General features: G+C 62.0%; 15 protein-coding genes, 1 tRNA gene and 1 pseudogene. 4 read left to right on the top strand and 13 right to left on the bottom strand.

Annotation, left to right across the window (positions count from 1 at the left end; genetic code table 11):
- Window positions 1-298 precede the first annotated feature (298 nt).
- Window positions 299-380 (top strand) — tRNA-Leu (locus AC3EO7_RS19410).
- A gap of 501 nt (window positions 381-881) precedes the next feature.
- On the opposite strand, the gene AC3EO7_RS19405 is transcribed toward AC3EO7_RS19410, so the two are convergent.
- Both AC3EO7_RS19405 and AC3EO7_RS19400 read right to left on the bottom strand, forming a co-directional pair.
- A complete protein-coding gene (locus AC3EO7_RS19405) occupies window positions 882-1,457 on the bottom strand; it encodes a dihydrofolate reductase family protein (RefSeq protein WP_435591983.1) in 576 nt (191 codons plus the stop codon).
- 44 nt (window positions 1,458-1,501) lie between these two features.
- Entirely contained in the window at window positions 1,502-1,906 is a 405-nt protein-coding gene (locus AC3EO7_RS19400; RefSeq protein ID WP_435591982.1) for a hypothetical protein, read from the bottom strand.
- A 304-nt stretch (window positions 1,907-2,210) separates the two neighbouring features.
- On the opposite strand from AC3EO7_RS19400, the gene AC3EO7_RS19395 reads away from it, so the two are divergent.
- Window positions 2,211-2,540 (top strand): hypothetical protein, encoded by a 330-nt coding sequence (locus AC3EO7_RS19395; RefSeq protein WP_435591981.1) that lies wholly within the window; start codon window positions 2,211-2,213, stop codon window positions 2,538-2,540.
- Window positions 2,541-2,645: 105 nt separating this feature from the next.
- Window positions 2,646-3,899, top strand: a complete 1,254-nt coding sequence (locus AC3EO7_RS19390) for an FAD-dependent monooxygenase (protein WP_435591980.1) — start codon at window positions 2,646-2,648, stop codon at window positions 3,897-3,899.
- A 102-nt stretch (window positions 3,900-4,001) separates the two neighbouring features.
- On the opposite strand, the gene AC3EO7_RS19385 is transcribed toward AC3EO7_RS19390, so the two are convergent.
- The 10 genes from AC3EO7_RS19385 to AC3EO7_RS19340 form a co-directional block, all read right to left on the bottom strand.
- Window positions 4,002-5,465, bottom strand: a complete 1,464-nt coding sequence (locus AC3EO7_RS19385; protein ID WP_488186278.1) for an MFS transporter — start codon at window positions 5,463-5,465, stop codon at window positions 4,002-4,004.
- 95 nt (window positions 5,466-5,560) lie between these two features.
- Window positions 5,561-6,283: an ABC transporter permease gene (locus tag AC3EO7_RS19380; RefSeq protein WP_431963550.1), complete on the bottom strand. Its 723-nt coding sequence runs from the start codon at window positions 6,281-6,283 to the stop codon at window positions 5,561-5,563.
- A gap of 83 nt (window positions 6,284-6,366) precedes the next feature.
- Window positions 6,367-7,533, bottom strand: a complete 1,167-nt coding sequence (locus AC3EO7_RS19375; protein WP_435591978.1) for an ABC transporter substrate-binding protein — start codon at window positions 7,531-7,533, stop codon at window positions 6,367-6,369.
- A complete protein-coding gene (locus AC3EO7_RS19370; RefSeq protein WP_435591977.1) occupies window positions 7,530-8,252 on the bottom strand; it encodes an ABC transporter ATP-binding protein in 723 nt (240 codons plus the stop codon). Before AC3EO7_RS19370 ends, AC3EO7_RS19375 begins: the two co-directional genes overlap by 4 nt.
- A gap of 59 nt (window positions 8,253-8,311) precedes the next feature.
- Window positions 8,312-8,944, bottom strand: coding sequence for a methyltransferase domain-containing protein (locus tag AC3EO7_RS19365; RefSeq protein WP_431962482.1), 633 nt, complete (start codon window positions 8,942-8,944; stop codon window positions 8,312-8,314).
- A 35-nt stretch (window positions 8,945-8,979) separates the two neighbouring features.
- A complete protein-coding gene (locus AC3EO7_RS19360; RefSeq protein ID WP_435592052.1) occupies window positions 8,980-10,320 on the bottom strand; it encodes a cytochrome P450 in 1,341 nt (446 codons plus the stop codon).
- Between the two features lie 158 nt (window positions 10,321-10,478).
- Window positions 10,479-11,168: a class I SAM-dependent methyltransferase gene (locus tag AC3EO7_RS19355; protein WP_431962478.1), complete on the bottom strand. Its 690-nt coding sequence runs from the start codon at window positions 11,166-11,168 to the stop codon at window positions 10,479-10,481.
- A gap of 65 nt (window positions 11,169-11,233) precedes the next feature.
- The gene (locus tag AC3EO7_RS19350; protein WP_435591976.1) at window positions 11,234-14,482 is read right to left on the bottom strand and encodes a thiamine pyrophosphate-binding protein; all 3,249 of its coding nucleotides are present in this window, start codon (window positions 14,480-14,482) and stop codon (window positions 11,234-11,236) included.
- Complete coding sequence (locus AC3EO7_RS19345) at window positions 14,473-15,567, bottom strand: aminotransferase class I/II-fold pyridoxal phosphate-dependent enzyme (RefSeq protein WP_431962474.1); 1,095 nt, start codon at window positions 15,565-15,567, stop codon at window positions 14,473-14,475. Before AC3EO7_RS19345 ends, AC3EO7_RS19350 begins: the two co-directional genes overlap by 10 nt.
- Window positions 15,567-16,634 carry a UbiA family prenyltransferase gene (locus AC3EO7_RS19340; protein WP_431962472.1) on the bottom strand — a complete coding sequence of 356 codons (1,068 nt, stop codon included), beginning with the start codon at window positions 16,632-16,634 and terminating at the stop codon, window positions 15,567-15,569. Before AC3EO7_RS19340 ends, AC3EO7_RS19345 begins: the two co-directional genes overlap by 1 nt.
- A gap of 690 nt (window positions 16,635-17,324) precedes the next feature.
- On the opposite strand from AC3EO7_RS19340, the gene AC3EO7_RS19335 reads away from it, so the two are divergent.
- Complete coding sequence (locus tag AC3EO7_RS19335; RefSeq protein ID WP_431962470.1) at window positions 17,325-18,185, top strand: haloalkane dehalogenase; 861 nt, start codon at window positions 17,325-17,327, stop codon at window positions 18,183-18,185.
- Between the two features lie 960 nt (window positions 18,186-19,145).
- Here the strand turns inward: AC3EO7_RS19335 and AC3EO7_RS19330 are convergent.
- Window positions 19,146-19,412, bottom strand: a pseudogene (locus AC3EO7_RS19330) (hypothetical protein); the annotation flags it as partial.

Raw genomic sequence — 19,412 nt, 5'->3', positions numbered from 1 at the left:
TACGGGCGAGGATGGCACAAAATCATGAGGAAATCCTCACGTTTGGTCCGCCGAGAGGTCCGTACGCCCGAGTATTTCCGTACGTCCGTACCAGAATGACGAAAAACATGACCCGTCCTCATGTTTGAACGCGCTGGTCTACCGGGTTACCAACACGTATGAAACATGAGTGCCCCTCATGTTGACCGTTATTGAATCGTTATAATCCCTGGTGGGGTTACCGGCCAGTACGACACTCCTCACAGAAGCTTCGCGATCCCGGTCAAGCCCGGTAGAGTTTGGACGGTCGTACCATCAAGCGCGAGTGGCGAAATTGGCAGACGCGCCAGATTTAGGTTCTGGTGTCCACGGACGTAGGGGTTCAAGTCCCCTCTCGCGCACAAATTCACGTCATTGATGTCACTTTTCGGTATCCGTGCGTTCGAGTGCGCTCGCGCACACAGAGGCGACCTGCGATTACTCGCCCTGACCTGCGGAAACATCTGGCAGATCTGCCAAAATCCGCGTTATCAATGACACACTCGGAGTTTGCCGGCCGGGGTGATCGGCGATGATCGCACCCGTCGTTCCGCCGCAATCCCCGCTTCAGGAACTCAGCCACGGTCCCATGCCCACGGGCCCCACCATGCGCGTCGCCGACGACACCATCGTCTACGGCACGTGCACCGTCGGCGACGCGGGACCGATCCGGTGCGGTGGCCTCGCTGCCGAAACAGTTGTCAACCGCGGCGATCGTGGCCGCGGTCGAGCGCGTCGCCGAGGGCGCACGAGTGTTTCCCAAGGAAACGGCGCACACGGCGACGCGACTATCGAAACGCGAGCTCTACATCCCTCGGCACCTCGCATGAGGACCGCGGAGGCGTGATCGCGCTCGATCCCGCTCAGCGCAAGACGTCGTAGACGAGCTTGGCCACTCCATTGGAGTAGGTCGCGGACTCCTTCAGGCGCAGTTGCCGCTTGTCCCGGTCCGCCCGGCTGAACAGACTCTTGCCCTCCCCCAGCAGCACCGGGAAGACGAGCAGGTTGTACCGATCGATCAGATCGGCGTCCGCCAGACGCCGTGCCAGCTCGGCGCTGCCGTGAATGAAGACGGCGCCGCCATCGCCCCGCTTCAGTTCGGCGATATCGTCGATCGACCGCAGGATCGTGATCGGACCCCATCCCTCGATCACGGCGTCGTCTTCGAGGCTGGTCGAGACCACGTACTTGGGAAGTTCCTTGTACGCGGCGTGATCCGCGGAGTCGCGCCAGATCGGGGCGAACGCCTCGTAGCTGCGACGGCCGAACATCAGTGCCGTCGTGTCGGCGAGTTCTTCACCCTTGAGCGAGTAGGCCTCGGGCACGAACTCGGTGTCCATCACCCAACCGCCGCTGCGGTGCCCCTCCTCCTTACCTCCCGGCGAGTCCACGACACCGTCGAGTGACATGAAGCCCGTGTAGACCAGTTCACGCGTCAAAATTCCTCCTGAGATCTGAAAACTGTGCCGCTGCCCCGCATCCGTCAGGCGGCGTCGAGGGCCGCGGTGATCTTGCGGGCCATCGCAGCAACGGCGGGGCTGGGCTCGCTCTTGCGGGACCCGGCGGCGGCTTCGACGGCGACCAGGACGGTGCCGCGGAAGTTGTCGGCCTCGGCCGGATGTTGCTTGCCGAGCAGGCTCATCGCTGCGGTCAGGGCAGGCAGCACCTGGTCGGCGAGTTCGGCGACGGACTTGCCGTGCAGGTGGATGTCTTTGGACTTGGCGGCGAGCGCATGCCCGACCAGCCCGGTCGCCGAGGTCAGGGCGATGGAGCCGTGCGCGATGCCCTTGTGCGGCGCACCGGAGGCGGCCATCAGCGACACGGCGCCGTAGGCGGCGGTGCGCAGGGTGCTGTTGTCCTGGTCGGTCAAGGTGATGGTGGTGGACATGTCGTGTACTCCTCGAAATCGGTTGTGGCACCGACTGGAACGGTGTCGGCGCCGGTCGTTGTGTTCGATGTACACACCCTCGCCGGGCCGACTGACACCGACCTGACACAGACCTGACACCCCCACTGACACCGCGCCTCGATATGCGCGGCCCCCTCCGCCACGGAGCACGCGGGGCATCCTCGGATTGAGCAACAGTGGGGAAGGTGGCGGGCATTATAGATTGGTCGACGCGGCGACTTCTAGAGTTCGGCGAAACCGCGTAGACTTCGAGCAGGTCGGGACAGCATTTCGGAGTCCTATCATGATCAACAGAAAGAATTCACACACGAAGTTCGCCCGGTTGGCGGCGGCCGCCGGTATAGCCGCAGTTGCCGCGATTCCGGTCGTCGCAGCCGCGACGCAAGCGCCTACCGCGCACGCAACGACGCCCACGTCTGCAACCCAACTCGTCGACAGCCCCGGTTGGGGTCACGGCCCTGGCTGGGGTGGTTGGGGCTGGGGCTGGGGTGGCTGGGGTCGGGGCGGCTGGGGCTGGGGCGGTTGGGGTTGGGGCGGCTGGGGCGGCTGGGGTTGGGGCGGCTGGGGTTGGGGCGGCTGGGGCGGCTGGGGCGGCTGGGGCTGGGGCCGCTAGCGCCGGTGACTGAGCCCGGACACGCACAGCGTGCCGGGCTCAACTGCATCGAGTACCGATCGTGTGAAGCCAGGTTCGACCAACCGGGCTGGAGCTGGTGACGAGATGAAGATCGTGTGTATCGGTGGCGGGCCTGCCGGGTTGTACTTCGCTATTTCGATGAAGCGGCGCGACCCGGCCCATGACATCACCGTGATCGACCGCGATCCCCCCGGGTCCACCTATGGCTGGGGCGTCGTGTACTGGGACGACCTGCTCGACATTCTGTATCGGAATGACCCCGACAGCGCCCAAGCGGTGCGTGCCGGGTCGGTCCTATGGCGTGAACAGGCGATCCATGTGCGCGACGACCAGACCGCACATTTCGGGGGCTACGGGTTCAGCATGGGGCGCGCGGCATTGCTCGACGTACTTTCCCGACGGGCGAGCGACCTGGGCGTAAATGTCCAGCACGAGCGAGAGGTCCACGATCTGTCCGGCTTCGACGACACCGATCTCATCGTCGCCTCCGACGGCGCGAACAGCCGGGTACGGCAGCTGGGTAATCATCGATTCGGCACGTCCGTCACACTCGGCGAGAATCGATATATCTGGCTCGGTACGGACAAGGTGTTCAGCCGATTCACCTTCGCCTTCGAACACACCCCGGCCGGTTGGATCTGGTTCCATGCCTACCCGTCGGTTGCCGAAAAGATCAGCACCTGCATCGTCGAGTGCCAACCGCAGACTTGGCATGGACTGGGATTCGATTCCCTGGACAACCTGGAGAACGTGCGTGTTCTGGAGAACATGTTCACGCGCCATCTCGACGGTCACTCGTTGATCAGCAAGACACGAGGCGAATTCGCAAGGTGGAGCCGCTTTCCCGAGGTGACCAACAAGACCTGGTATCACGACAACGTGGTACTGCTCGGCGATGCAGCGCACACCACGCACTTCACCATCGGCTCGGGCACCCGGTTGGCCATCATCGACGCCGTCGTGCTCGCACAGAACCTGTACGAGCATCCCGAACTCGCCGACGCGCTGAAGAACTACGATGCGCAGCGGCGCACTGCACTGCGCCCGATACAGGCCGCCGCCCGTGCCAGCATGGTCTGGTTCGAACACGCCGACCGGTATCTCGACCGCAGCGCCGTGCAGTTCGCCTATGCGATGGCGGCTCGGCACGGGCTACAAATGCCGTGGCAATATCAGCTACACCTGCTCACACAGGTACCCACCGTGCGAAAGATCCGGCGTGCTATCGACTCCGGACAGCGGTGGCGGCGGGCGGCCCGACGGGGGGAACTCGCGATGGCACTGCCTTCGCTACGTCGCCCACCCGAACCGATCCCGACCGATCAGTCGACGCCCTGATCCCCGCACAGGTCGGGCACCGTGTTCGCCACCGCCACACTCACACCCCGCCCGATGAGCCGGCACCGAATACGGTTCGCCCTATCCCGGCGCGCCCAGCACCTAGACCGGCATCGCCGCCTGCCTGTCCGACTCGGTCACCAAATCCAACCTCCGGACCCGAATCGTGACCGCTATCACGATCGCAGATATCACGAAAAACCCTGCACCCCAATAGAATCCGATGTCGAAACTGTGGATCGCCGCGTGTGCAGGCAGATCAGGGGACGGCGGGTGGCTGAGCACGTATCGCTCCGAGACCTGCACCGCGATCGTAGTGAGCAGCGCGGTTCCGATCGAGGCGCCGATCTGCTGCACCGCGTTCAATAGACCACTGGCCACACCGGCGTCGTGATCGTCGATCCCGTACAGCGCGGTGGCTTGCATAGCCACGAAGATTTGCGCCATGCCGAGCGCTATGACGATCTCGCCCGGCAGGACAGCAGCCCAGTAGGTGTCACCGACCCGCAACTGCGCCAGATAGATCAAGCCACCCGCCCCGAGCAGCGCACCGGCCAGCATCAGCACCCGCGGTCCGACCTGAGGCAACAAGCGACTGGCTACACCCGCGGAAACGACGATGCCGATTGGAAAGGGCAGGAAGGCGATTCCGGCCTTCAACGGCGAATAGCCCAGCGTCTCCTGGAAGTAGTAACTGAGGAACAGAAACACCGCATACATCGCGATCGGGATCAGCAAAGCGACCAGAAACGAGCCACCCCGATTGATCTCGCCCGGAATCCGCAGGGGCAGTAGTGGATTGGCGACCCGCGCCTCGATGGCCACGAAGGCCAGCAGCAGGCAGACACCGGTCACCAGCAGCGTGACCGTGCTGGCCGCACCCCATCCCGCCTGCGCCGCACGATTGAACCCATAAACGACGCTCGCCAGTCCCGCGGTCACGAAGACCACACCGGGCAGGTCATAGCCGCCCACCCGCCGGACCGGCACGTCCCGGACCACGACCGCAAGGGCCGCCGCCGCGGTGGCGAGCACGATCGGAGTGTTCACCAGCAAGCACCAGCGCCAGGACACGAACTGCGTCAACGCTCCGCCGCCGATGAGTCCGATCGCGAACCCCGCTCCGGACACGCCCCCGAAGACGGCGAAAGCGCGAGCCCGCTCGTGCGCCTGGGTGAATGTCACCGACACCAGCGACAGCGCCGATGGAGCCAGCAACGCCGCGAACATGCCCTGCAACGCCCGGCCGGCGAACAGCATGCCACCACTGACCGCCGCACCGGCCACCAGCGAGGCCACCGCGAATCCGACCAAACCGATCAGGAGGATCCGCCGCCGCCCGACATAGTCTGCCAAGCGTCCGCCCAGTAGCAGCAAGCCACCGAACATCAGCGTGTAGGCCGTGAACACCCATTGCTTGTCGGCATCTCTGATGCCGAGGTCGGCCTGCGCATAGGGCAGCGCGATCGTCACGATCGTCGCGTCCAGGACGACGATCAATTGTGTAATCGACAGTACCGACAGCGCCCACCAGCGACGATCGGACGCCACACGGACTTCGGACATGAACCTCACCCTTCGACTTGGGAAGTGGTCGCAGAACGCGCAGGAAGACACCCGCGCGATCGAATGAACTCTTGGCTACCGCCGATCTGCTTTCATCACACCGCGCGGTTATTGAGGGTTCGCCCCGGAAGGCGGCTCGCCACGAAATCCACGGCGGATCCGAGCACACCGATGACAAGGATGATGGCCACGACCTGGTCGTACGCCAACTGATCGCGGGCGTTGAGGATCTGATAGCCCAGCCCCGACCTCACGCCGAGCATCTCCGCGGGAACCAGAACAATCCAGGCGGTACCGAGACCCAGTCGCAGGCCGGTCCGAATATGATCACGTACGGCCGGAATTATCACGACCCTCAGTTGCTCGGCGCGGGTCGCGTGGAAAGACCGCGCCACGTCCAGGAATCCGCGGTCGATGGCGTGAACCCCGGATACGGTGTTGAGCATGACGGGCCACACAGCGGCTGCTGCGATGAGGAAATAGACCGGCTGATTACCGATCCCGAACAGCGCTATCGCAATCGGCGTCCATGACAAAGGAGAGATCATTCGCAAAAATTGCACGACCGGCGTCGTCGCCTGTTCGATCCGAGTGCTCAGACCGATCAGCAGACCCATGGGAACACCGATAACCATCGCGATGGCCAGGCCGATGAGCAACCGCCACAGGCTTATCGCCGCATCGGATACCAGCACCCCACGCTGATGCAGATCAGCGATTGCGGGGAGCACATGTTGCGGCGCGGTCTGACGCAGGAGCGAGTGCTCCGGCGACAGGACCGTCGTCGCCATCCACCAGAGGCAAACCGTCAGAACCATCGCCACCGCGGCGGGCCAGATCTTGGCGGCTGCTGACCGGGTTGCGTTGTGGGGGGCGGGTTTTGATCGAACGGAAGTCGAAGTCACAGCAGTTGCACCTGTTCGGTTCTCTCGAGGTCGGCGGGCAGCCCGAAAGCTTGTGTGCCACCGTGTGCACCAATCGACTTCAGTACGAAGGTGTCGTCAACCAGCTCGTTGTGCACACTGGCCGGATCTATGTTGTCCAGAAAGCCGCGATCCCCGTCCACCACCGTGTCATGCATTGCTTCGACAAGCCGTCGGGTGAAGCTGGGATACGGGTACGGCTGGAATCCCACCAGTTGCGGCGCCCACTCAGGGCGTCGCAACTGATACGGTGGCGCCGGATAAGCGAGCGCGGTGCGAACCGCAGGCAGCGGCTGCGGAAGATAGCTGCCGGACGTCAGGGCACCCGCAGCTCGATTCCGGTCCATATTGATGTGCAATTGTGCGGAAACCACCGCGTCGGTGACCTCCTGCACTGCGGACGGCCGCTCTGCGATCACGTCGTCCCTGGTAACCAGGACACAACACGCATGTTCGCGCCACACGTCGCCCAAGAAGACATGGATTCGCCCGATCTTCTTGATCTGCGCGATGGCGTTGAACGGATCCGCCACTACGTACCCCGAAATCGAACGGTTCGCCAGGGCGGGAACCATATCCGACGGGCTCATGACAACCAGTTCGACGGTGCGTTTGGACCGCGACGCACTACGTCGAACAACCGGTGTGATGTCGTGCGCTCGCAGGAGCTGCTGGAGGACGATGTTGTGAATCGACCACCAGAACGGGATGGCGACCTGAGTCCCGGCCAGCTGTTCCAGATCAGTGATGTCCGGAGCGACGGTGAGTGCCGAACCGTTGGTGTGATTCCAGCCCAGCACTCGCACCCCCGCGCCCAGTGCGCGCTGGAGTTGCAGGGCCATCGGCATCAACAAATGCGCGACGTCGATCTGACGAGATACGAACGCCTCCGCCAGCCCGGCCCAGCTTCGGAACAGCACAGGCTTGCCGCTACTGACCGTCCCGGCTGGGTACAGGCCCGCCGAATGCGCGATCAACAATGGTGCCGCGTCGGTGATCGGCAGGTAGCCGATGCGAAGGGCACTCTCCCGCCGCTGCCCAGCGGTTGCCGCGCTGTGGGCGAGGTCGGCCGAGCCGAAGAGACCAGCGGCGACGGTGAGTCCCGTCGCCCCTGCCAACAGGTGTCGTCTCGAAAACGCTGTCACGGAACTACGACCTCGTCCGGGTGGTACTGCTGGAGAATGTCCTCGCGAAGCGAGCACGTATCACTGCCATTCCGTACGTCCCGCCATTCACGACGAATCCTTCCCTGGTCGAGCAGGACGATCCGATCCGACAGCGCGATTGCTTCGTCGACGTCATGCGTGACAAGCACAACCGTTGCCTCGATATCGGCAACGAGCTCTGCCAGCCACTGCTGCAAGTCGATCCGAGTGGCCGGGTCCAAAGCACTGAACGGCTCGTCGAGCAAGAGGAGCCGTGGCCGTGTCGCAGCCGCGCGCAGCACAGCTACGCGCTGCGCCTGGCCGCCCGACAGCTCGCTCGGGTATCGCTCGGCAAGGCGATCCAACCCGAAACGCCGCAACAAGGTCGCGGGGTACTGGTGGTCGAATTCGTGACGGTGCGCGGTGAATCGCCTTGCCAGCGAGATGTTCTCGATCACCGTGAGCCATGGCAGCAGCAAAGATTGCTGGAACACCACGCCGGTGCGCGGGCGGGCACCATCCGCACTCCAACTGATCGTTCCGGCAGTCAGATGCTCCAACCCCGCCAAGACCCGCAGGAGCGTCGACTTGCCGCTGCCGCTCGGGCCGAGCACAGCAAGAAACTCACCGCGATCGATCGAGATGTCCACGTTGTCCAGCACGAGACTGTCGCCGAACTTCTTGCTACCCCAATCGACTGCCAGTTCACACGCACTCATGTCGACCACCTCCCAACACGCAAAATAAATTCAGGCACGAACCGTGAACGGGCCCGCCGCTATTTCGCGCCTTTTACGCCGGTCAGCCGCGTATACATTCCGCCGTGCAGGCTGTCGACGACTACGCCGCTCAGTTGATCGCGAAATACCTGTTCGAACGGTGCAAGTTCCCTGAAATGAGAGCCGACAATGCCCGACTTCACAAAGTTGTACGAATTGATGGCCTGACGCCAGCGCCCAGATGTCCGCGGCAGCGCATCGATGATGCGCACCATGGTGCCGGGCTCGAGGTTCACGAGCAGTTCTTCCAACTTCTTCGAAGGATTCGGCACGCAGCTCATCGCAATGCAACTGACAACCACATCGACGTCTCGGCGCATGGCCAGCGTCGCGATGTCATCGGTCACGAGTGAGACATTGTTCCATTTGTTCGCCGAAACACGCTGCTCGGCCTTGGCGAGAATGGACGCATTGTTGTCCACGCCAATGACATGACCGGTGGGGCCGACTGCGTTGAGCAGCGCGGGGAAGGCAAGGCCCGTACCGCATCCGAGATCGGCCACGGTCTTGCCGGACAAGTCCAGTCCGTCGACCAGCCCCGGGTGCAATTTGTCGATTCCGCCAAGCGACAGTACCCATGCAGTTCTGTCGTAAATGGGCGCCGCAATATCATACCGCTCTGCGAATTTCATTCAACACTCTCTCAGGTTGTCGTCGGTCGAAACAGCTATCGTGGAGTCACTCGAACTTTGAAACCGCCCTTGATCATCGGCGCCAGGCCGGGATCCTCGCGAAGCGACCAATTCGCGGGAACTTCGATCTTGTACCGGCTGAAGATCAAGGCCACGAGGTACGGCGCAATCAGGTACCCCAGTTGAGCGCCGGTGCATCGGTGCGGACCTGCACCCCACGCGAGATAGTGCAACAGTCGAGGCTGATCCACTCGTTTGCTCTTGTCGTAGAACCGATTCGGATCGAATTTGTCAGGATCGGTCCACCAGCGTGGATCACGGTGGATCGTCGAGATCGGAATCCCAAGCATAGTGTTCGGTGCAATGTCGAACCCTTGGAAGTTCGCTCCTTTGGATGTGAATCGGAGAAGGAGCGGAAGCCCTTGCATTCGGATCGATTCTTCGAAGCAGGATTTCACCCAATGCAGGCTGCGAACCGACTCGATGGTCGGCTGTGAAATATCGACACTGCCGCACTCGTCCACCACGCGATCCGTCGCTTCGTTGTCGAGGAGGGTGCGAACGACCGTTTGGGTGATGGCGCCGGCAGTAGTGCCGTACGATGCACTGGTCATAGTGGCTACGTCGAAACAAAGGTCCCAGAAAGTCATGGGGGTCTTCAGCTTCTTGTACCCCAGCACCATGCCGTCCAAGACATCGCCATAGGTTCCCAAAGACGGCGAGTTCTGTCGCTCGACAACGCGATTCTTGACGATCATCGCCGCGGAGTACACCGCCCACGGCCGGATTTTGTACGGACCCCACGGGCGTACCAGATTAGGCGGATCAGCGATCTTCAGAGTCGATCCGAGGAACTTGGTGAAGGTCGCGAGACCATTGTGCAACTCATCGATCTCCTGGGCAGTAAAAGGCTCCGTGAACGTCTGCTTCAGCACTCCTCGCAAAAGTGTCTGAAAGATCGCTTCCTGCATATCGGTCACGCCGTCGGAGTCGGTCGCCGCGGCAATGTTCGACTCGAGGCTATCGAGGTAGGCTTCGACATTGGCAGCGAACGTATTCTTCAGGCCGTCTCGCGTGACCAGCGGACTGACGATCCGGCGTCTTTCCCGGAAGATCTCACCCTCGATGAACGACAGCCCGTTCTGCCGCTTCTGCAGCATAGGATGATAGTTTCCGAACTTGCTGTAGTCGCCAGAGGTGTCCCCCATTGCCACGTGGGCATCTTCTGGGTTACCCAGTACGACCAGGTCTCGGAGCGGGAGCTTGATTCGGCAGACATCGCCGTACTGCCGGACCGCATCGCGCAAGAACTTGTTGCGATCTTTCGAATACTCAGGGTATGAACCCATGAAACGATGTCCTGGCGGTCCGGGCACGTGCCGATTCGAGAAACGGCGGCTGGTTATGCCGGTCTCGGAGTGAACCTTCGGCGCCGCCGCGTGCGGGCATTTATCGGATGTCAAGAGTCTTTCCCATCTGAATTCAGGATATCTCGGCAATAATCAATGTCAGGCTGTTTCCGCGAAGGTTTCGCTCATGCCGGGAACGCCGTCGCCTTGCGGAACACGTACGCACGAACCATTCCACTGAGGTATCGCGCTCGGGCCTCCAACATCAGGCCAGCGCTTTCGCAGCGCGCTATCGAATGTTCCGCGCCGCGGTCCATCTCCACCTCCGTGGTCATGTGAGCGACGGGATCCAAACCGAACAATCCCGCGATATTACGAACAATCCACAGGCGGAACTTCAGAACTTGACGCAACAGGCCACCGTCCGGCATTGCGAGTTCGATCAGCAGGAAATGCCCACCGTTGCGGAGAACCCGTGCCGTCTCTGCCAGCGCGGCCGATGGATCGTCCATGTCATCGAGCGCGAAACACATAACGACAGCGTCGAAACTCGACGGCTCGAATGCCAAAGACTCCGCGCTTCCACACAAGAGGTCCCATTCACTCTCCGGCCGCTCTTGCCGGAGGCGCACGAGCTTGCGTTCCGCGACCTCCAGCATCTGTTCATTGAGGTCGACAGCGCAGTAGGAGATCGGCATGCGATATACGGCGGCCAATGCGGAGCCGATCTCGCCCGTACCCGCAGCGACATCGAGCACCCTGGCACCGGGTTCGAGCCTCAGCATGCGAACCGCTCTGCGGCGGAGCCTCTTGTCGCCACCCAATGTGAGAATCGAATTGACCAGGTCATAGCGGGGAGCTATTTTCGTGAACATTGCCTGAGGCGTAGCAGGACGTGTCCCGACCATTCAAATCCCTCCTCTCTCTGTGCCTCGACACTTCATTCGCGGCGCCCTATACGGCGAACAGTTCGACCAGCTGCGTCGGCGCCAACCGCCTTCACCATCGACCAGGCACCGGATCTCGCGGCCTTACCGTCACGCAGCCAGCCCGACAGAAGTCCCACTACCTGACGAACATGTATGCGCCCCGCCAGGGCGGGAGCCTCCACCGCAGGGATGCGCGCGTCGATGAGCATCGGACCGTCGTTGCGAAGCGCAGATCGAAATGCGATCCCGAATTCCTTGGATGTCCGCGCCGTCACCGCGGGCAGCCCGCAATGCCGCGCAAAGCTTGCGAAGTCGAACGCCGCGAATTCCGACGACCTATCCGGCCACCCCATTATCCAACTCTCGAATTTGATGGCGGCGAGCGCACCGTTGTTGAATACCACTATCACCGTCGTCGATTCGACCTTTGCCGCATTTCGAAGCTCGGCCAACGTAATGCCGATCCCGCCATCTCCCACGATCGCCACGGAGATGTCCTTCGGATTACGCACGGCGGCGTCCACTGCCGCAGGCACGGCGAATCCCATGGTAGCGAACGATGCGGTCCACAGATATCTGGATGCCGACCTGACATAGCGGTACGCCCACAATGTATTGATACCGACATCCACGCTCAAGGTAGATGCCCTACCGGCTCGCGCGAGCTCGTGATCGATGATCTGCGCGGCCGTCGCCGCCCGCAATTGCCGCGCACTTTCCCGCGGCCCTTTTCGCCGGGGCGTGCCGGTACGGGCAATGCTGCTTACAGCGACGTCGTCATTGAAACATCCAACCAGCGCCTCCAGCGTCTCCCGCGCGTCACCGAGCAAGCCGATCGAGTCCGGCGGGAGCCGAAGGAATGTCAGCGGGTCGGCGTTGATGGAAATCACTGGACTGTTTCCGACCATCCCGAACGCCGAACCTCGCCATGACACACCGACCAATAGGACCAACTGGCTCTGACGGACATTGTGCATTGCTTCGTCATGGCCAGATGTCCCCACCAGGCCGTCGCAGTGGTCCCCTACGACATCCGCGGCCAATGCACCCATCGTGCAGTAGAGAGGACTTCCCGCGCGCGACGCCAACTCGATGAGTTCACGTCGTGCGCCCGATGCACCACGGCCGACGATAATCGAGACATTCTCCGCTTTTTTGAGAAGTTCCGCGGCCCGCACTATCTCTTCGTGTGCGGCCATCGCACTACCGGGAAGTCCGATCAACGAAGTCGGAATACTGAGCGCGCTCGAGCTTTCCACCAGCGCTGCACTATTGCCGGCGGCAATCGCGGAGCTGGACACGTGAATGTGCGTCACCCCCGTACCCCCGCCGGCGACAGTCGCCAACGCGTCTCGAAGGCGCGCCGCATCCTTGCCTGTGCCGTCCAGCACAACCGATATCGCCGCGATCTCACTCAGCACGTCCACCGGGTCCATGAGCCAACGGTCGAGTTCGAAGGAGATCAGCAGCACCGACGCGTTGTCGAACGATGCGTCGTACAGCCCATTCAGCTGCGCGAGCAGTTCAGCGGGAGAAGTCACCAGAGCACAGGCTGGACTCCCCGAAGCCTTGAATGCCGCGGTCGCCCGCATGGCAGCCGCCTGGGTATCAGCGACGACACGCAAGTCGAGGTCAGCACAGTCGCTCGTCAATCCCAGCCGCTCGCAGCTGTTTCTCGATAGGTACCCCGAGTCGATCCCCTGGCGCGCTATCGCATCGAGCAGATCACTCGCGAAGTCGACGACATCGGCGCGGGGCGTTCGGTCGAGCGGTGCCGATTCCACGTCCAACGCCGAGGTCAGAATCACAGCCGGCCCACGCTCCCGACCAGCCTCGTGCAGCCTCGAATTCAGTTCACTTGCGTCTCCCGCCCAGAACGCCGGGAGGCCGAAGGCCCGGGCCAGATCGCGCACCGTTGCACCAGATTCCGCTCGGCAGACAACGGTTATCGGCACCGCGTATCGTACGGCGGTGGACAGCTCCGAGACGTATTGGTCCAGAGACTCGAGTTCGGTCAGCACGTAGCACCGATCGCTGGTCGCCAATGCGAGACCGATCGACATCGGGAGAGCCGAACCTTCAGCCTCCAGATTCCACGCACTGTGGATATTCGCGTGTTCGCTCAGGAATCTGCGTGACAGTCGCTGTATCGATCCGGGGTCGACAGCGACCGATGCACCAGCCAGCCGTTGCGCGAGTACCGCCCACCCACCGGGCGCATCCTGGTTTCGCGGCGTTCCAGACGAATGCTCCGATGTTTTTTCAGATGGTGCGCCGGTGCGGCTCCACACGGCGGAGGTCAGGGACTGCAGAATCGATGAAATATCGCCGGCAATTCCAACCCTCTGGCATCCGGCATCGAATCCGGACGTAGCGACATCGGTGATTTCTATCAGGGTATTCGCCGATGGGAAGTATCGCGCTACTCCGGCGGTTGGACGTCCAATCAGAAGAACAGTGTCTTCGGCTGCCGATGTGGCGGCGTCCTTCACCGGCGATACCAGTGCCTCCGGGATTCCCGACTCGGGCAACGCCTCGAGTGGAGCATCCAGCGCGTCCGCGAGAAGGCGAGCGCAATCAGTGACTTCCCTGCTGCCCGCGCCCAACACGATCGCTGTCGGCTTCGCGCAGAGATAGTCCGCGAGGTCGGCGATGCGCTTCTTGTCGGCCTCCGCGGCAATCCGACGGTCCAACCGATACGGGCTTACCTGTGCTATCTCACCGACCGGCGCGTTCAACACGTCCGACGGAATGGCAACATGCGCGGACGTCTGCTCGAGTCGTACCGCGAGAACCATCTGCTCGAAGACACTGATCTGGTCGGCCGACATGATGTCCGACGATCGCCATGTACCGTCTCTGAACAGCCGCGCCGAATCGATCTCCTGGAACGACTTCGTACCGATACCTGCTCGTGCGACCTGTCCGGATATTGCCAGCACAGGCAGGCGGTCGTACAGCCCGTCATAAACGCCGGGCAACAAATGAGTCGCACCGGGGCCTGCCGTACCGAAGCACACGCCGACAGTGCCCGACCCCCGTGCGTAACCGACGGCCATCCAGGACGCCGCACTTTCATGGCGAACCGCGATCAGTCCGATCTCCGAGCGCCGCCCGATCGCATCGACAAGGCAATTGACTGATTCTGCGGGCATCCCGAAGATATAGCGCACATCGTTTCGGATCAAACGATCCACAAGGACATCTGCGAACCGTGGACGCCCCAACAAGTCGGCCCCAAGGTGCGAATTCATCTGCATGAACTTGCCTCCACTTGTCTGTATCCATCTGCAAGTATGTCGACGACATCAGCCAGGTATTCCATTGCAGGTACGGTGATCCGGACGCCGATGTCCGGATATTCACGAACCACAATCCCCGACTCGGCGAAATACTCGGCCAGCGGAGTCGGGCGATGCATCGGCACCCAGATGAAGTTGCCGTACGAATCGGGGACATCAATTCCACGCGCGCGAACTGATTCGGTGAACAGCGATCGGCAACGAACGACCGCATCCACCTGGCCGGCGAGCTCATCGCTCACCTCGAGCGACGCAATGGCCGCCGCTACCGCCAACCGATTCACACCGAAAGGCATCGCAAGAGTTCGACAGGCGCCGATCAGGTCGCTATGGCCGACGGCATACCCTACGCGGAGGCCCGCCAGGCCATAGGCCTTCGAGAAGGTCCGCATGACGACCAGATTGGGATGCCGGCGAGTCATGCGCACAATTGCCGAAGCATCGTTGGTTCGATCGAACTCGATATACGCCTCGTCCACCACGACGACCGTGTGTCGGGGAACTGCCGAAAGGACCATCTCGACCTCGGCAGGACTGACATGCTCGCCCGTAGGGTTGTGCGGCGCACAAATCAGGATCGCGGCCGCGTCCTCCCCCGCCGCTGCCACCATCGACTCCAGCGGCTGCCACCGATTCTCCGTGCCCGGCACCGGCACTGCCGTGCCGCCGGCACCGACCACGACTCTCTCGTACGCGTCGAAAGCCGGAACTGCGAAAACGACTCGGCCGCCATCGCCGGCAACCCGTTGCACAAGGTATCCCAGCACGCCGACGCTGCCCGGTCCGACGACGACTTGATCTGGTCCACAGCCGGCGAACTCGGCGATAGCCCGCCGCAGCGATCCGTACGACGCAGAAGGGTAGTCTGCTGCACGCTCCACTTCGGCCTCTATTGCTTTGCGAACGCTCGGCAATGGAGCAAAAGGCAATGCATTGTTCGAAAGATCTATCGCGGCGGCCGAGGAATCGCTGTCTTCGCCCGAGCGGTACTCATTCAACAAGACTGCTTCACGCACCACCGTCAACCTTTCCACCGCCTCCATCACACAATGTCCTCTTTTTTGCGCGTGTCGAGTTTCATCGCATCCATGAGAAAGATGATCATCAGTGACCCCGACACGATGCTGATCGATGAAACGGACGGATCTACCAGCAAGATCCAAGTCGACAGGTACCCCGTCGACACCACCATGTCGAAACGAAGCATGTTGTTCGCCGAGCGGCTGTCATCACGAAGGATCATTCGCGCGCACTGAATGCATACGACCGGGAACCACGCGAGGGCGATCAGATACTTCTCCGCGAACTGACCACTCGCCACCAGGAACAGTGGCCCCAAGTAGACAGTTGCCGTCGCTACCGATGCCACTATCGCTGCTCGCTGTCGTGTTCCGCTGATTGTCGCCGAGGTCGACAGACCGGCATTTCGATCGCCGTCGTAGTCGGGCAGGTTCTTCACCAGCCCTTTGGCCGCGAACCATACAAACAAATACGCAGCCATGATGATGAATTGCCAATTCCCGAGCACCGCCGGTCCGTGCTTCGCTATGGCCGGAGCCATCAGGAATGGAAATGCAACATCCAAGGCGAAGAGGCCGATCGACAACACCGGCCTCGCCTTCACGCGGAATGGCGGCAACGAATATTGGTGCGCGATGATGATGCAGATCGCTGTCATCCCGATAAAACTGACGCTCACGAGAGCCGCCAATGCCAGCATGACACCACACACCGCATAGGCACTCCGCAGCAGCCGCCGCCGACCGTAAAGACCGAGAAGGTACAACCGTGCCGGTATGTTCTGGTTGTCTTCTGCGATGTCCGAGTAGGCGTTGAACAGGTTTGCTACCGCGCTGTACAGGAACGTGATGGCGAAGCCAATCAAAACGTCCAGGTCGATCGGCAACCCAAGCATCTTGCAGGACAGATAGAACGCCAACATTCCCGGTAAGCATGTGCGCGGCCGCGCGAACGAAAGAAACAGCTCGAGTCGTCCCAGAATGCTTGTCGTGCATCCTTCGGACGAATTCACCCAGTCGATTCTCGCCTCTGCCGACTTGTCCAGAAACTCGTCAAGTGTCGGTTTCGAAATTGTTCCAGTCACGATCACAGCTCACTCGTCATGCGCAGTTACAATGTTGCCCGCTCCGGACCTCAGTCCTGCAGTAATTCCATATCCCCGTTTGTAATATTCGCATTTCCGTTGGCGCCCACCAGGCAGCGCTCGTCCCATCGACAGTTTTGCTCATAAGAGCAGGATGTAAACCGACGGCTCGCCTAGCTGATTCACGCTGTTGTGGCCGTGCTTTTCGGGTTCGTTACTCGATGACCCGCAGTCCGCGGGCGATTGTCAAGATTCCTTCGTGCTCGGTAATAGGCGTCACGCCTCCCCACGCGCAACGACCGCATTCGACTCCGAATCGAGAAGGAAGTCCGTCGTGTCTTCGAAGTCCTGGCCCGAGTGAGCATACAATGAAATTCGGGACAGGCAAGGGTTCGTGTCGTCCACTGCGGCCGACAGACCGCTTGCGCACACAGCTTCGTCCGGTCATGGTAATTGATGCCTACGAGTCCAGAATTGAGAGAAAGGCTCTCCGAACTGCGGTAATTCGACTCATCTATGGTCGAGTATCGATGATCGAGGAGCGCCCTTCGGGTGGGGAAAGATCGAGGAGCCTGTCCAACCGCGAATTTCCATCGGTTGCACAGGCTCCGGTCCGCCCCAAACCTGTTGCGATTCACGTGATTCCGTGTGGGCGGGGTATATCAGACGTCGTCTTGTATCGCAGAGAGGGTTCCAATGCTGATCGACTTCGTTCCCGACAGGAGTCTGTACCCCTTCGAGTCCCGATGGTTCGACTCGTCCGCCGGCCGGGTTCACTACATCGACGAGGGGTCCGGACCGACGATCCTGTTCTGCCATGGCGTTCCGACGTGGAGTTTCCTCTACCGCCACATCGTGAAGGAACTGCGTGGCCGGTACCGCTGTATCGCCGTCGACTATCTGGGTTTCGGATTGTCCGAACGACCTGCGGATTTCGGCTACACGGTTGCCGAGCACACCTCGGTCCTCGGCGAGCTGATCGATCATCTGCAGCTCGACGGCTTCGTCCTGATGGGACATGATTGGGGCGGACCCATCGGCCTGGGCGCGGTCACCGCGCGCGCAGACCGGGTGCGAGGGATCGTGCTGGGCAATACCTTGTTCTGGCCACTCGAAGCGAGGGCGAATCGGGTTTTCAGTATGGTCATGCGCACCCGTCCGATGCAGCGGCGGGTGCTCGAGCAGAACTTCCTCGTCGAGCGCGTCCTGCTCTCGGAGCTGGGGCGCAAGCTCAGCGCGGCCGAGGTCGATCACTATCGCATGGTGCAGCCCACCACGGAAGCCCGGCGGGGACTCGGCGTGATCGCCAGACAAATTCGTGACGCGACCCCGCTGCTGGACCAACTTTCCCGAGACGTGCCCGCCATACTCGGTGACAAGCCGACCCTGTTGGTGTGGGGAATGCGAGACATGGTGTACCGCCCGAACGCCCATATCCCGCGCATGCGCACTACCTTCACCGATGTCGAAGTAGTCGAGCTCCCGCGCGCCCGTCAGTTCATTCAGGAACACGCACCGGACGCGATCGCGGAGGCGATCGCCAAGCGGTTCCCGTGAATCCAGTGGACCACAACACCACGACTCGAATCTGACCCTGCTGAACCCGCTTCGCCCTCAGGAGGCTCTCGAATCAGCGGGTCGGTAAATTGCTGCCGCCGTCGCCGACGGGCTTGGGTCTGGACAGCAACGCCTTGGGCTCGGGATAGCACCGCACCCGAGTGAGAGCGATGCGCGCAGGGCAGCGTTGCCGATTTCCGTTGCGGGACAGGCAATGTCGTGCCGGTCTGTCGCCGAAAGCGGTGCTGTCCATCTCTTCGGTCAGCTGGCCGATCTCGACGGTAGGGCGACGGCATTGCTCTCAAGGTCTTCGCGGTGGTCGGTCAGTAGCCAGATCTCGCGCTCGACACCGTTGAACCGCGCCGCGGGCGCATCGGACGCGCAATGCGGCGCGAGCGATGGCGAGTGCGTCGATGGGGTCGGACCTACCGCAGGCGCGCGCTGAATTCCGCGCGTGTGCCATCAGCTTCGGCGGAACACACGACGCGCTCACCGAGCCTGGTGTTCTGCGGATACCCGTATTCGACGAACCAGTCCCGGATCACGGCAAGGATGCGCTGACGGTGATCGGGTCACGTTCGAGACGCCAGATCGTGTTGCGGCAGCGGTCCTCGACTGCCCCAGTCATTCGGGATCTGATTGCGCCCGAACCTATTTCAGCAGCGACAGGGGATCTTGCCGGTCGTTCCGACGCTTCAGGTCGGGAGTTTGCGCGTCCGAGTTCGCCGGCGACGGCGGTGTGAGTGCGCTTGTGCGCGCCGATCTAGCCATCCTTGTTGCGTGTCAGCCCTTTTCGCTTGTGGCTGGCCTGACGATCGAGAACGACTGGACGGCAGGGCGTGGGCACAGCAGCGGGGTGAACGGCTGGCGCGACGCACGACAGTAACGTTCCTGCTAGGTGCCCACTCCAACACGGGGTGCGGTCGGAGTGGGCACGCGTCGACTCCTGGCAGGACCCGCTTAGTTTTTGCGGCCTGGGGCCTTGGCACCCGGCTTGAAGCCCATGCCGCCGGGTTTCGCAGACGGCGGTTGGACCGTGCCGCTGCTCCCGCTCTTGCCGTTGGTCTCGGCCGGTGCCGATTCGGGCCGAGCCGAGTCGGTCTCGGCCGCCGGAACGGCGACGGCAGGCTCAGCTGGTTCCGAGCCCGGGACCGGCGTCCCGGCGCTTGGAGCCTTGGGGCCGGGGCGTTTGAAGCCGGACTTCATGGCCAGGCCCTTGGCGGCGAT

Source organism: Nocardia sp. bgisy118, assembly GCF_057708605.1.
The sequence above is the reverse complement of the archived record's forward strand: the minus strand, read 5'-3'. Positions and strand labels throughout refer to the sequence as shown.